Origin of the sequence: Aeromonas sp. s8, from assembly GCF_040907785.1 — a bacterium.
GTDB classification, from domain to species: Bacteria; Pseudomonadota; Gammaproteobacteria; order Enterobacterales; family Aeromonadaceae; genus Aeromonas; species Aeromonas veronii.
On sequence record NZ_JBFOCL010000056.1, the window covers coordinates 1 to 14,128 of the forward strand.

The 14,128-nt window shown below is 60.8% G+C and carries 10 protein-coding genes and 1 rRNA gene; 9 read left to right on the top strand and 2 right to left on the bottom strand.

What is annotated here, in order from left to right; all coding sequences use genetic code 11:
* The 8 genes from rrf to AB5Y86_RS19320 all read left to right on the top strand — a co-directional run.
* Positions 1 to 101, top strand: a 5S ribosomal RNA gene (gene rrf / locus AB5Y86_RS19285); the annotation flags it as partial.
* Between the two features lie 165 nt (positions 102 to 266).
* Positions 267 to 1,232 (top strand): transcriptional regulator EbgR, encoded by a 966-nt coding sequence (ebgR, locus tag AB5Y86_RS19290; protein ID WP_236322664.1) that lies wholly within the window; start codon positions 267 to 269, stop codon positions 1,230 to 1,232.
* A 321-nt stretch (positions 1,233 to 1,553) separates the two neighbouring features.
* Entirely contained in the window at positions 1,554 to 4,628 is a 3,075-nt protein-coding gene (gene ebgA, locus AB5Y86_RS19295) for a beta-galactosidase subunit alpha (protein ID WP_368193827.1), read from the top strand.
* Complete coding sequence (locus AB5Y86_RS19300) at positions 4,625 to 5,080, top strand: beta-galactosidase subunit beta (RefSeq protein WP_045522468.1); 456 nt, start codon at positions 4,625 to 4,627, stop codon at positions 5,078 to 5,080. Before ebgA ends, AB5Y86_RS19300 begins: the two co-directional genes overlap by 4 nt.
* A gap of 102 nt (positions 5,081 to 5,182) precedes the next feature.
* The gene (locus AB5Y86_RS19305; protein WP_236342141.1) at positions 5,183 to 6,628 is read left to right on the top strand and encodes an amino acid permease; all 1,446 of its coding nucleotides are present in this window, start codon (positions 5,183 to 5,185) and stop codon (positions 6,626 to 6,628) included.
* Positions 6,629 to 6,704: 76 nt separating this feature from the next.
* The gene (locus AB5Y86_RS19310) at positions 6,705 to 7,043 is read left to right on the top strand and encodes a tRNA-binding protein (RefSeq protein ID WP_005342042.1); all 339 of its coding nucleotides are present in this window, start codon (positions 6,705 to 6,707) and stop codon (positions 7,041 to 7,043) included.
* 166 nt (positions 7,044 to 7,209) lie between these two features.
* On the top strand, positions 7,210 to 8,655 hold the full coding sequence (locus tag AB5Y86_RS19315) for an amino acid permease (RefSeq protein WP_040067598.1): 1,446 nt from the start codon (positions 7,210 to 7,212) through the stop codon (positions 8,653 to 8,655).
* Between the two features lie 295 nt (positions 8,656 to 8,950).
* Positions 8,951 to 9,901: a bile acid:sodium symporter family protein gene (locus AB5Y86_RS19320; RefSeq protein WP_016349038.1), complete on the top strand. Its 951-nt coding sequence runs from the start codon at positions 8,951 to 8,953 to the stop codon at positions 9,899 to 9,901.
* Positions 9,902 to 9,980: 79 nt separating this feature from the next.
* Here AB5Y86_RS19320 and ovoA read toward each other — a convergent pair whose 3' ends face one another.
* Positions 9,981 to 12,131 (bottom strand): 5-histidylcysteine sulfoxide synthase, encoded by a 2,151-nt coding sequence (gene ovoA, locus AB5Y86_RS19325; RefSeq protein WP_368193829.1) that lies wholly within the window; start codon positions 12,129 to 12,131, stop codon positions 9,981 to 9,983.
* 363 nt (positions 12,132 to 12,494) lie between these two features.
* Between ovoA and AB5Y86_RS19330 the strand changes: the two genes are divergently transcribed.
* Entirely contained in the window at positions 12,495 to 13,217 is a 723-nt protein-coding gene (locus tag AB5Y86_RS19330) for a head GIN domain-containing protein (RefSeq protein WP_368193830.1), read from the top strand.
* A gap of 50 nt (positions 13,218 to 13,267) precedes the next feature.
* Here AB5Y86_RS19330 and fghA read toward each other — a convergent pair whose 3' ends face one another.
* Positions 13,268 to 14,104, bottom strand: a complete 837-nt coding sequence (fghA, locus tag AB5Y86_RS19335; protein ID WP_368193831.1) for an S-formylglutathione hydrolase — start codon at positions 14,102 to 14,104, stop codon at positions 13,268 to 13,270.
* Between the last annotated feature and the right edge of the window lie 24 nt (positions 14,105 to 14,128).

Consider the following 14,128-nt stretch of genomic DNA (forward strand, 5'->3'; position numbering starts at 1 on the left):
CGCCGTGGAACCACCTGATCCCATGCCGAACTCAGAAGTGAAACGCGGTAGCGCCGATGGTAGTGTGGCATTCGCCATGCGAGAGTAGGACACTGTCAGGCACCTATTTAGAAGAGGCCTCCCATTCGGGAGGCCTTTTTGCATTTCTGCAATTCAAAAAACTGCCCTGCCGCCGGCATTTTAGTAAAAGTGCTGGGCTATCAAGGGATTGCCCGTTACTCTTTAGCCGTTGCCGATTAACACGTGATGCTGCCAGCGAGGTATTGATGGCTACGTTGAAGGAAATTGCACAGGAAGCGGGGGTTTCTCTCGCCACGGTATCCCGGGTACTGAACGAGGATCCCAGCCTGAGCGTCAAGGAAGAGACCAAGCAGCGGATCTTCGAGATTGCCGAACGGCTGGAGTACAAGACCAGCAGCGCCCGCAAGGGGGTACACAAGAGCAAGCTGCACTTTCTGGTGGTCTATGCCTATCCCCAGAGTACCGAGGTCAACGATCCCTACTATCTCGCTATCCGTTATGGCATCGAGACCCAGAGTGCTCGCCTCAATATCGAGCTGACCCATCTCTACAACTGTGGTGAAGGGCGCGAGCTGAGCGCCGTGGATGGCATTCTGGTGGTCGGCACACTCACATCCGAGCGTCTGGCCCAGCTCAGGGCTTGTTCCAGCCAGCTGGTGTTTGTCGACTGCCGTTCACAGGGAGAGTTCGACTCGGTTGATGTGGATCTCGCCCTGATCAGCCAGCAGGTCGTCGATTACTTCATCGCGCAGGGGCACCAGCGTATCGGTTATATCGGTGGCCAGGATGAGCATCCGGATCTGCGCGAACTGGCCTTCCGCGATTATGGCCAGCGGCTGGGGGTGGTGCAGGAGAGCGACCTCTATCGCGGGGACTTCTCCAGCGCTTCCGGCTACCAGTTGGCAAAAGAGATGTTGGCAGGGGATTGGCCCAAGGCGCTGTTCGTCGCCTCCGACTCCATCGCCATTGGCGTGCTGCGTGCCATTCATGAGAAGGGACTGGCGATTCCCCAGCAAATAGAGCTTATCAGCGTCAACGATATCCCGACCGCCAAGTTCACCTTCCCGCCGCTCTCAACGGTGCGGATCCACTCCGAGTTGATGGGCACCCAGGGGGTCAATCTGCTGGTTGAGCGGCTGCGAGACGAGCGGGATATTCCACTCCGGGTGTTGGTACCGAGCAAGTTGACCCTGCGCGGCACTACTCGCTGATTTTAGTAAAATATTCTGCTTTTTAGTCGCACCATCTTGCGGTGGTGCGACACCTCTCCCAAGCAAACCTCTTTCCCATATCATCCAACAACTTCATATCATATTGTTTTATAGTTGATTTTATTGCTAGTCAGCCAACTGTTATCAACATCCATGCCACTCCTCCATATCTTGCCCTCCTTTATCTCCCGCTTCTGATCTCGCTCACAAAACCATCTGTTCATTGTGATCAGGTTAAAACTTTACCAATCCAAAGCTGATATTTAGTAAATGTTTATCTAGAGTTTACCCAGTTAACGTTGCCTTGTTCCGGGAGGACATGTGAATAACTGGGAAAACGTCCAATTCGTTGGTGAAAACAGGCTGGCTCCGCGCGCCTACTTCTTCTCTTATGCCGACCACGCGCTGGCGGCAACCATGCAGCGCGAGCTGAGCCGTCGTTTTCTGAGCCTTGGCGGCCAGTGGCAGTTCCACTACTTTGACCACCCCCTGCAGGTGCCGGAGGCCTTCTATCACAGCCCCATGAGCGAGTGGGGCCAGATCACCGTGCCCAACATGTGGCAGATGGAAGGACATGGTCAGCTGCAGTACACCGACGAAGGTTTTCCCTTCCCCATCGACGTGCCCTTCGTGCCGACCAACAACCCCACCGGCGCCTATCAGCGCAGCTTCATGTTGAGCCCGGCCTGGGACGGCGAGCAGGTGATCATCAAGTTTGACGGGGTGGAGACCTACTTCGAGGTCTATGTGAACGGCCACTACGTCGGCTTCAGCAAGGGCAGCCGTCTCACCGCCGAGTTCGATATCAGTGCCTACGCCAAGGTTGGCGAGAACCTGCTGTCAGTGCGGGTGATGCAGTGGGCCGACTCCACCTATATCGAAGATCAGGACATGTGGTGGATGGCGGGGATCTTCCGCGACGTCTATCTGGTGGGCAAACCGGCCGCCCATGTGCAGGACTTCTTCATCCGCACCGCGCTGGCCGATGACAATCAGAGCGCTACCCTGAGCTGCGATATCCAGCTCGAGAACCTGGGGGCGGCCGCCCGTGATCACCGTCTGGTCTGGTCGCTGCTGGATCAAGGCCGCGAGATCGCCAGCGGTTCGCTCGATCATCTCGCCATCGACGGCAAGTGTGATTGCCGCTTCACGCTGGATCTGGCCAATCCCCATCTGTGGAGCGCCGAAGATCCTTACCTCTACCAGCTGCAACTCTCCCTCTACAACGGTCAGGGTGAGCTGCTGGAAGTGATCCCGCAGCGGGTCGGGGTGCGTGAAATCAAGGTCAAGGATGGCCTCTTCTACGTCAATGGTCACTACTTCAAGCTGCACGGGGTGAACCGTCACGACAACGACCACCTCAAGAGCCGCGCGGTCGGTATGGACCGTGTTGAACGCGATATCGTGCTGATGAAGCAGCACAACCTCAACTCGGTGCGCACTGCCCACTATCCGAACGACCCGCGTTTCTACGAGCTGTGTGACCAGTACGGTCTGTTCGTGATGGCGGAGACCGACGTGGAGACCCACGGTTTTGCCAACGTCGGCGATCTCAGCCGCATCACCGATGACCCCTTCTGGGAGCCGGTGTTCGTGGATCGCATCGAGCGCCACGTGCACGCCCAGAAGAACCACCCCTCCATCATCATCTGGTCGCTCGGCAACGAGTCCGGTTACGGCTGCAACATCAGAGCCATGTACCAGCGCTGCAAGGCGATCGACCCGACCCGGCTGGTGCACTACGAAGAGGATCGCGATGCCGAGGTAGTGGATGTGGTGAGCACCATGTATTCCCGCGTCTCCCAGATGAACTGCTTCGGCGAGTTCCCGATGGCCAAGCCACGCATCCTCTGTGAATACGCCCACGCCATGGGCAACGGCCCGGGCGGTCTTAGCGAATATCAGCAGGTGTTCGACCGCCATCCCCACATTCAGGGCCACTACATCTGGGAGTGGTGCGATCACGGCATTCTGGATCAGGACGAGCAGGGCCGCCCCGTCTACAAGTACGGTGGCGACTATGGCGACTATCCCAACAACTACAACTTCTGCATGGATGGCCTCATCTATCCGGATCAAACCCCGGGGCCGGGCCTGCGCGAATACAAGCAGGTGATCTGCCCGGTCAAGGTGCGCGCTCTGGATCTGGCCAGCGGCAAGCTGGCAGTGGAAAACCGCTACTGGTTCTCCACTCTCGACGACATCCGCCTGCTGGTCGAGGTGAAGGCCGAAGGCGAGCTGCTGGCCAGCCAGCAAATCCGGTTGGAAGGGATTGCTCCCGGTGCTATCGCCGAGCTGCAACTCGAATTGCCCACGCTTGATGGGCGGGAAACCTTCGTCCAGATGCGGGTCATCAAGGCCACTGCCACCCGCTACAGCGCGGCGGAGCACGAGTTGGGCCAGTACCAGTTCCAGCTGAAAGAGTCGACTCGCCAGCTGCGACCCTTTGCCAACCCCAACGCCACTCCGTTGCATATCGCCGACGAGCGCCTCGACCTGACCTTGAGCGGAAGCGGCTTTGCCCTGCGCTTCTCGCGCCTCGACGGCAAGCTGGTGAGCTGGCAGCAGGATGGTATCGAGCTCATCGAGCGGGCGCCGCGCCTCACCTTCTTCAAGCCAATGATCGACAACCACAAGCAGGAGTACGAGAGCCTGTGGCACCCGAACCACCTGCAGATCATGCAGGAGCACTTCCGCACTCTGAGCTGGCGTCAGCTGGGCGAGGCGGTCGAGGTGACGGTCGAGAGCCTGATCGCGCCGCCGGTGTTCGACTTCGGCATGCGTTGCCGTTACGTCTACACCCTGAGCCCGAATGGCCAGCTGCACGTGGCACTCTCCGGCCAGCCCTACGGCGGTTATGACGACATCATCCCCAAGATCGGCTTCGAGCTGGGTATTCGCCAGGATCTCGACCGGGTGCACTACTACGGCATGGGGCCGGGTGAAAACTATCAGGACAGCCGCCAGAGCAACTGGATCGACAGCTTCCAGAGCACAGTCAGCGAGATGTGGGAGCACTACCCCTTCCCGCAGGACAACGGCAACCGCCAGCAGGTGCGCTGGGCGACCCTGACCAACCGCCACGGCGCCGGTCTCTACGTGCGGCCAGATGCCCCCATCAACTTCAGCGTCTGGCCCTACAGCTGGGAGCATATCCACGCGGCGCAGCACATCAACGAGCTGGAACCGAGCGGTTATCTCACCCTCAATCTGGATCACAAGGTGCTGGGGCTCGGCTCCAACTCCTGGGGCTCCGAGGTGCTGGACTCCTGGCGGGTGCGCTTCGAGCCGTTCAGCTTCGGCCTGACCCTGCTGCCCATCGCCCGTGGCAACCTCAATCCGGCTGCGCTGGCCGGGCTCGATCTCACCATCAACGGCGGGAGGAACCTCGCATGATCACCCTGGACAACCTGACCCTGTTCAAAAACATCTACCGGGAGGGCAAGAAGTGGGGCCGCTGCGTGGAGGCCATCAACAACCTGCCGAACCTCAAGCCCGGCATCTGCCACTCCATCGGTGACTCCCTCACCTATCGCTTGCAGGAGGGGGCCAGCCCGGCCACCTCCCTGTTCGAGGGGCAGCGCCGTTACTTCGACGTTCACTACTACCTGGAAGGGGCAGAGACGGTGGAGTGGGCTGCCAAGAGCGAGCTGGCGGTCGAGCAGGCCTATGACGATACCACCGACCGCGAGTGGCTGGCCGGTGAGGTGCGTGAGCGCCAGCAGGTCGGCAATGGGCAGGTGGTGATCTTCGAGAACGACGAGGCCTACCGCTTCGTCGGCGATGCGCCGGTGCGCAAGGTGATCATCAAGGTCACCGTTGAAGGCGGCTACTTCAAGAACAAATAACAAGCCGCCGGTTCTGCACTGACAAAAGCCGGAAGAGCGGGGCTCACCCTACAAATCATGCCCCGCTCTTTCGCTAGATAACTACAGGTCTGGAGATGCACCATGTCTGATTCCAAACGCAATACGATAGGCAAGTTTGGTCTGCTGTCGCTCACCTTCGCGGCGGTATTCAGCTTCAACAACGTCATCAACAACAACATCGAGATCGGTCTGGCCTCGGCCCCGATGTTCTTTCTGGCCACCATTTTTTACTTCATTCCGTTTTGCCTGATCATTGCGGAATTTGTGTCACTGAATAAGAACTCCGAAGCGGGCGTCTATGCCTGGGTGAAGAGCTCCCTCGGCGGTCGCTGGGCCTTTATCTCGGCCTACACCTACTGGTTCGTGAACCTCTTCTTCTTCACCTCGCTGCTGCCGCGGGTCATCGCCTACGCCTCCTATGCCTTCCTCGGCTACGAGTACATTCTCACCCCGGTGGCGACCACGGCATTGAGCATGGTGCTGTTCGCCTTTGCCACCTACGTCTCCACCAACGGCGCCAAGATGCTCGGCCCCATCACCTCGGTGACCTCGTCCCTGATGCTGCTGCTGACCCTCTCCTACATTCTGCTGGCGGGTGCGGCACTGGTGGGCGGCGTGCAACCGGCTGACCCCATCACGGTAGAGGCCATGGTCCCCGATTTCAGCTGGGCCTTCCTCGGCATCACCACCTGGATCTTTATGGCAGCCGGTGGCGCCGAGTCGGTGGCGGTCTACGTCAATGACGTGAAAGGTGGCTCCAAGTCCTTCGTGAAGGTGATCATCGTCGCCGGGATCTTTATCGGCGTGCTCTACTCCATCGCGTCGCTGTTGATCAATGTGTTCGTGCCGAGCGGCACCCTGAAATATACCGGCGGCTCGGTGCAAGTGTTCGAGGGGCTGGCAGCCTACTTCGGCCTGCCGGAGATCCTGATGAACCGCTTCGTCGGGCTGGTCTCCTTCACCGCCATGTTCGGCTCTCTGCTGATGTGGACCGCGACCCCGGTGAAGATCTTCTTCTCCGAGATCCCGGCCGGCATCTTCGGCAAGAAGACGGTCGAGCTCAACGAGAACGGCGTGCCTGCCCGTGCAGCCTGGATCCAGTACCTCATAGTGCTGCCACTGATGGTGATCCCGACCCTGGGCTCCAACACCGCGCAGGATCTGATGAACACCGTCATCAACATGACCGCTGCCGCCTCCATGCTGCCGCCGCTGTTCATCATGCTGGCCTACCTCAATCTGCGCCTGAAGCTCGACCACCTGCCGCGTGAGTTCAAGATGGGTTCGCGCACTACCGGCATCGCCGTGGTCTCGGTGTTGATCGCCATCTTCTCGGTGGGCTTCCTCGCCTCCACCTTCCCGACCGGTGCCGACATCATGACCATCATCTTCTACAACGTCGGCGGGATCGTGATTTTCCTCGGCTTCGCCTGGTGGAAATACAACAGATACGAGGCCTCCCTTAGCGCCGAAGCACGCGCGAAAGAGGCCCAGCCGGCGGCGCAGGTTGCCATGCAGACGCCATAGGCACTGCATTGAATTCCAATCAAACCGGGTGGCCGTTGGCCACCCGCAAACCGTTGAACCAGAAAAGGAAAAGAGAATGAGCGAGACGATCGAGTTTGCCGAATTCAAACGGGTCGAGATGAAGGTGGGCAAGGTGCTGGAGGTGGTGCGTCACCCCGGGGCCGACAAACTCTACATCGTCCAGATCGATGTGGGTGGCGAGCGGCCGCTGCAGACCGTCACCAGTCTGGTGCCTTACTACAGCGAAGAGGAGCTGATGGGCAGCGAGGTGGTGGTGCTGACCAACCTCAAGCCCACCAAGATGCGCGGCGAGCGATCCGAGTGCATGTTGCTCTGCGCCGAGACCCCGGACGAGAGCCAGAGCGTGCTGTTGCAACCGCGGGTGCCGATGGCGCCGGGCACCCCGATCGTCTGAATGGTATTGCGAGCCGGTGCGGGAGACGGTACCGGTTCAGCAACGAGGCCGTCCACGCGGCCCGATCATAACAAGAGAGTAAAGCGCGGGGCCGACAGACCCTTGCCAAACACATCACAGAGTCACAGCGTTACCCGCAGGGAGCGCAAGTCCACTGGAGGACACCATGTCTGAATCCGTACGCGGCACCATAGGCAAGTTTGCCCTGTTGTCGATGACCTTTGCCGCCGTGTTCAACGTGCGCAACATCGTCAACAACAACATCGAGCTGGGGCTCAGCTCAGCCCCCATCTTCCTGCTGGCGACCATCGTCTACTTCATCCCGTTCGTTTTCATCATTGCCGAGTTCGTTTCGGCCAATAAAAACTCCGAGTCGGGGATGTACGACTGGCTGAAAAAGCCGCTCGGCACCCGGATGGCCTATCTGGGTTCGTTTCTCTACTGGTTCGTGAACCTGTTCTGGTTTGTCTCCCTGCTGCCCAACGTCATCGCCTACGCCTCCTACGCCATGCTGGGCTATGAGTACAGCTTCTCGCCCATGGTCACCTCGATCATCTCCATCGTGCTGTTTGCGGCGGCGACCCACATATCCACCAAGGGGGCGAGCTGGCTCGGCAAGATTGCCGAGATCGTGGCCTACGGGGTGTTTGCCCTGTTCGCCATCTATGTGCTGGGTGCCCTGATGGCCCTGAGTGGCGATCATGTACCGGCCCAGCCCATCACGCTGGAGGCGATGACTCCCACCGTCAACTGGGCGACGCTCGGCATCATGTGCTGGATCTTCCAGGCGGCGGGTGGTGCCGAGACGGCGGCGGCCTACCTCAATGACGTGAAGGGGGGCCAGAAGTCCTTTATCAAGGTGATCATCAGTGCGGGTATCGTCATCGGTGCCATGTATGCGGTTGGTTCCCTGTTGGTGAACGTGTTCGTACCGCGCGAGAGCCTCACCTATGCCGGCGGCATGGTGGAGATCTTCACCGGCATGGCGCAGTATTTCGGGCTCTCCGAGGCGCTGGTGGGCCGCTTCGTCGGCGTGGTGCTGTTTATCGCCATGTTCGGTTCCATGATGATGTGGACCTCGGCGCCGGTGAAGATCCACTTCTCCGAGATCCCGCAGGGGGTTTACGGCGAGAAGACCACCCAGCTCAACGAGCACGGCGTGCCGGTGCGCGCCGCCTGGTGGCAGTTTGTCTTCGTGTTCGCGATGCTGGTGGTCAACGGCTTCGGCTCCGAGTCGGTGCAGCAGATGATGAACACCGCCATCAACCTCACCGCCGGCACCGCCATGTTGCCGCCGATCTTCATCATGGTGGCCTACTTCGTGTTCCGCTGGAAACATGACGACACCCCGCGCGACTTCCGCATGGGGTCGCGCAAGTTCGGGATGGGCGTGGTGTCGGTGCTGATCGCCATCTTCGTGGTGAGCATGAGCGCCTCCGCCTTCCCGGCCGGGGTGGATCTGGTGCGCGCCTTCTTCATCAACGTCTTTATGACCGCGGTCTTCTCGGCGCTGGCCTACTGGTGGATCTCCCGCTTCGAGAAGCGCCAAGCCCGCAAGCTCGCCGGCAATGAGAAGAAAACCGGCAACGGCAAGCTGGCCAGCCAGCGCTGATCGGCTGGGTGAAAAAGCGGAACGGGCGGCCTTGGTCGCCCGTTTTTTTATCCATTTTTAGCCGTTGGGTAGCTGTCACAGCCGTTTTATCGTCAACTTTTGCTGTGCAATATGGCGAATGCGTTAAGCATTGATGAACAATTATTCGCCGCTCAACTTTGCGCCTCTCCGTTATCGGGGTAAGCTGGAGGTTCGTTTTAGCGGGAGGTGCCAGACATCTCCCGCTCTGTTTCTTGCCCTCCCCAATCCTGACTGTCGCTATGGCTGCAGGATGCCCTTCTGATGGAGACCTTTCGTGCGTCTGGATCCCTTTACTGTTGTGCTGATTGCGGTGGTCACTCTGGCCTCCCTCTTTCCCTGCGAGGGGCAGGTAGCCGTCTGGTTCGGTCTGCTGACCAAGCTGGCGGTGGCGCTCCTGTTCTTCATGCATGGCGCCAAGCTGTCGCGCCAGAACCTGCTGGCAGGCCTCGGCCACTGGCGGCTCCATCTGGTGGTGATGCTCAGCACCTTCGTGCTGTTTCCGCTGCTCGGGCTGCTGCTCACCCCGCTGGTACCGGGCTGGCTGAGCCCGGCTATCTACCTCGGCTTCCTCTATCTCTGCGCTCTGCCTGCCACCGTGCAGTCGGCCATCGCCTTCACCTCGATGGCGGGGGGCAATGTGTCGGCGGCGGTGTGCAGCGCCTCGGCCTCCAGCATCCTCGGTATCTTTCTCTCGCCGGTGCTGGTGGGGATGATGATCCACGTGCAGGGGGAGGGGATCGACACCTGGCACTCTATCCAGTCCATCATGATGCAGCTGATGCTGCCGTTTGTGGTCGGCCACCTGTCGCGCCCGCTGATCGGTCGCTGGGTCGACAGTCACCGGCCGCTCATCGGCAAGCTGGATCAGAGCTCCATTCTGCTGGTGGTCTACGTCGCCTTCAGCGAGGCGGTGGTGCAGGGGATCTGGCATCAGGTAGGCTGGTACGATCTGGCCAGTATCGTGCTGCTGAGCTGCGTCTTGCTGGCGCTGGTGCTCTGCTGGAACGTCTGGATCAGCCGCCGCCTCGGCTTCGACAAGGCGGACGAGATCACCATCGTCTTCTGCGGCTCGAAAAAGAGTCTCGCCAACGGGGTGCCGATGGCCAACGTCATGTTCCCGGCCGCCAGCGTCGGTGTCATGGTCTTGCCGCTGATGATTTTCCACCAGATCCAGCTGATGGTCTGCGCCGTGCTGGCCCGCCGCTATCACGAGCAGGGGCATTGATACTCGCGCCGTTTTGACTGCCATAACAAGAGGGAGGCCCGTTGGCCTCCCTCTTCTCATCTGCATGCCGATCGGCGGATTAGCGTTTGCGCCAGACGGTCAGCTGCGCCACCGTATGCTGGTATTTGCGGGCGGTCTCGCGGATGACGAAGGGCACATCCCGGGGCGGGCAGTGCTCCTCGAACTCCGCCGCCAGCAGCCGTTGCAGCGCCTGATAGGTGGTGAGCGCCTCGCCGTTTTCGCGAATACCGCCGAGCCAGTTGGCGGGCGGGGTATATTCCGCCAGCCAGGTGTAGGGGCTGGTGAGCACCAGCAGGCCACCGCTGCGCAGCCGGGGGGCGATATCCCGCAGGAAGCGGGCGGGCTCCCGCAGCCGGTCGATCAGGTTGGAGGCGAGCACCAGATCGTAGTGGTCATATTTGGGTTTGAGGTTGCAGGCATCCCCCTGACTGAAGTGGATGCGCTCAGCCTGACTTGCCCCCAGCCCGTGGCTCGACAGGCGCGCCTCGCAATACTCCACCAGTTCACCCTCCAGCGGAATGGCGTAGCGGAAACTGTCCTGACTGGCGAGGGCCAGCGCCACATCGATGAAGCGGGCCGAGTAGTCCACCCCGTCCACATGCTGGAAGTAGCGAGCCAGTTCGAAACTGGCGCGGCCGGTGGCGCAGCCGATATCCAGCGCCCGCTGGTGGTTGCTGCACAGCTCGCCAGCAAGATCAGCAAGCGTCTTGGCGTAGTTGGCTACCCCGAAGTGGCTCGGGCCGTACTGGAAGTCGAGGTACTGAGCGACCAGCGTGTCGGTTTCATAGGGATTCACGATAACGGGTTCCTGATAACGGGAGACCAGATAGCGGAAACCCGCATGCTGGAAGAAGTGACGCCGGAAGGCGTAACGGGATGATTTGAGCGCTTCGTTACCTGTGCTGATCCAGCTGCCCCCCTTGATCAGGGTGTGCTTGCCATCAAAGGTGGGGGTGGAGAAGTCGTCGTAGAGCGGGTGGATTTTAAAGCCGTCGAAGCCATCGATGGCGGTGCTGGTCCACTGCCAGACATTGCCCACCAGATCGAAGAACTCCCCTTGCGGGCAGGCATCCACCGGGCAGGAGGAGGCAAAACGGGCCAGATTGATATTGCCGGGGGCTTCCGTCCAGTCCGGCTGATCGCCGGGTAGCTGCTCGCGCAGCAGCATCCATTCCGCCTCGCTCGGCAGCTGGATGGGAAGTCCGGTCCGGGCCGCCTTCCAGCGACAGAAGGCAGCCGCCTCCAGCTGGTTGACCTCGACTGGCCAGTCCCATGGCATGGCGATCTGCTCGGTCATCAGCCGCAGCTGCAATTGTTCGGGCTCGGCGGGGTCACCCACCCAGAAGGTGGGCATCTGCGCCTTGGCGTACTGGCACCAGCCCCATCCCTCCTCATCCCACCACGGTTGCTGGCCGTAGCCGCCCGCCTGGACGAAGGCGAGGTACTCGGCATTGCTCACCAGCATGCGGCTGGCCTGAAACGGGGCCAGCTCGATATGGCGCTCGCCATATTCGTTGTCCCAGCCGTAGGTGGCGTCCCGCTTGCCAAGGCGCACCTTGCCGCCGGCCACCGGCAGCAGGCTGTTGGCGGGCACCTGATCAATGCGGCGGCGGGCTTCGGTACAGGCGGGCCAATAAGGCTGCGGTCGCACCCAGGCGAGTGGCAGCTGGCGGATCAGCACGCTGGAGGTCTCGAGGTGGATGCGCTCGTGCTCTATCCCCATCAGGATCACCCAGGCCGGGCTCTGCCAGTCGATGGGCAGGGTGAGCGGCATCTGGCGGATGAAATCGCACACCAGCGAACGGACTTTGGCCCGATAGCTGCGCAGCTCGCTGACCTTGGGCCAGTCGTAGTGGGTCTCGTCCAGATCGTCCCAGCTCATCTCGTCCACCCCGATGGCGACCATGGCCTCGATGCGGGCATCCAGCCGCTGATCGATCAGGCGCGCCGCCAGCAGCTTGTTGATAAAGAAGGCGGCGGTGTGGCCGTAGTAGAAGATGAGCGGGTGGCGCAGCGGGATCGCCTTGTTGAACCAGGCCCGCTCATCGGCCAGACAGTCGAACAGCGAATCGTAGAGATCGAAGGTCTGGCAGAAGTAGGCGAGCAGCTCGCGCCGTTTCTGCTCGGGATCGCTGCCGGTCAGCAGCGGGGTGCGAGTCGGTTCCGGCAGACCGGTGGCGGTGGCATAGAGAGGGCTTGCTTGGGTCACGCTCTGACTCCTTGTTGGCAGTGAAGACTGACAAGACAGTGGTAATGAGATTACCGCAATGGAGAGCTTGGTACGCACGAAGTATCACTATTGGCTCAACAGACCGGCAGGGCAATTAAAAACTTCCACGGGCTGTCAGCATAGTGACCGGCAGGACGACCCGCCAATCAGCCACAATCATATCCGTTCGAGAATGGTTATTTTCACCAAAATATGGTCTAAATGGCTCTCTGAATTCTTCGGTTTGTTCTGGGTGAAATAGTTATTTCCTTTTGAATCATTAGGTTAATTTTTGGCTCACGCTTTGCAGAGCATGAAAACCAATTGGCCCGGGATGGCCAACACATAAGGAGGAGAGTAGCGATGAAATGGATGATGGTTGTCATGTTGATGGCAGGGCTCAGTGGCTGTCACTGGCTGGATCAGACCAGAGTGACCGGCGCGGGGGCTGTGGTCGAGCGCCAGCAGGCGCTTGGTGACGGGGTGACCCGGGTGCTGGCGGGGGTGCCTGCCACCCTCCATCTGGTCGCGGGGGAGCCGCGCGGTATCCTGATCAAGGGGCAGGAGAACCTGCTGCCCTATCTGGTGCTGACCGAGAGCGGTGACAAGCTGGAGATCGAGGTGAAGGAGGGTTACCGGCTCGATCCTACCGAGCCGCTGGAGCTGACCATCACCTTGCCGGTGTTGAACGAACTGGCATTGGCCGGGACCGGCAACGGCGATCTGAGCGGCTTCAAGGGCGATGAGCTGGTGCTGTCGGTGGCCGGTACCGGTGACATCGTCGCCAGTCAGCTGGAGCTGAAACGGCTGGAAGGGAATATCGCTGGCACCGGCAGTCTGGAGCTGGGCAGCGGTTCGGCGCAGGCCATCGAGCTGAACATTGCCGGATCTGGCGACGTGCTCGGGAGCGAGATGCGCGGCAACGAGGTAGAGGTCAATATCGCCGGTAGTGGTGATGTGGCGGTACGGGCGCAGGAGACGCTGAAAGTCGGCATCGCCGGCTCAGGTAACATCGCCTACTGGGGCGATCCCAAGGTGGAGCAGCAGATCGCAGGCTCCGGCGGCGTGACCCGAGCGGGCAGCTGATATCAACCGATCACCACAACTGAAACAGGCCCGCAACGGGCCTGTTTTGATCAGAGGTGGCGGGCGTGAAAGCGCAGGTGCGCCTCGATAAAGCTCGCCACGAAGTAGTAGCTGTGGTCATAGCCCTCGTGGCGGTTGAGCTCCAGCGGCCACTCCTTGCTGGCTGCCACCTCGGCCAGCGCATCGATATGCAACTGCTCGGCGAGGAAGGGATCATCCAGCCCCACATCCACCAAGGTTGGTAGCGGCGTGACCGGCTGGTGGCGCAGCAGTTGGCAGGCATCCCACTCCTGCCACAGCAGAGGATTGCTGCCGAGGTAGGCGCCGAGCGCCTTCTGGCCCCAGGGGCAGCGGCTCGGGTGGCAGATCGGGCTGAACGCCGAGACCGAGCGGTAGCGACCGGGCTCCCGCAACGCGGCGATCAGCGCACCGTGACCGCCCATGGAGTGGCCACTGATGGCGCGGCGGGTCGAGACCGGGAAGTGGGTCTCTATCAAGTCAGGCAGTTCGCGGGTGACGTAGTCATACATCTGGTAGTGCGCCTGCCAGGGGCTCTGGCTGGCATTGACGTAAAAGCCTGCCCCCATGCCGAGGTCATAACCGGGATCGTCCGCTACGCCGTCGCCGCGGGGGCTGGTGTCCGGCGCCACCATGGCGATGCCGAGCTCGGCGGCAATGCGCTGGGCACCCGCCTTCTGCATGAAGTTCTCATCGGTGCAGGTGAGGCCGCTGAGCCAGTAGAGCACGGGCACCTTCTGGCCGGTGAGGGCCTGAGGCGGCAGATAGATGGCAAAATTCATCTCGCAGCCGAGCACGCTGGCGTGGTGGCGATAGCGCTTGTGCCAGCCGCCGAAGCTCTTGTTGCTGCTGATAATCTCCAGATTCATCGAAGGACTCCTGCACCCCGCCCG

Bases quoted from the DNA above. Each gene is read 5' to 3' on its own strand.
- ebgR (WP_236322664.1), top strand. From the start codon at position 267: ATGGCTACGTTGAAGGAAATTGCACAGGAAGCGGGGGTTTCTCTCGCC.
- AB5Y86_RS19300 (WP_045522468.1), top strand. From the start codon at position 4,625: ATGATCACCCTGGACAACCTGACCCTGTTCAAAAACATCTACCGGGAG.
- AB5Y86_RS19305 (WP_236342141.1), top strand. From the start codon at position 5,183: ATGTCTGATTCCAAACGCAATACGATAGGCAAGTTTGGTCTGCTGTCG.
- AB5Y86_RS19310 (WP_005342042.1), top strand. From the start codon at position 6,705: ATGAGCGAGACGATCGAGTTTGCCGAATTCAAACGGGTCGAGATGAAG.
- AB5Y86_RS19315 (WP_040067598.1), top strand. From the start codon at position 7,210: ATGTCTGAATCCGTACGCGGCACCATAGGCAAGTTTGCCCTGTTGTCG.
- AB5Y86_RS19330 (WP_368193830.1), top strand. From the start codon at position 12,495: ATGAAATGGATGATGGTTGTCATGTTGATGGCAGGGCTCAGTGGCTGT.
- fghA (WP_368193831.1), bottom strand. From the start codon at position 14,104: ATGAATCTGGAGATTATCAGCAGCAACAAGAGCTTCGGCGGCTGGCAC.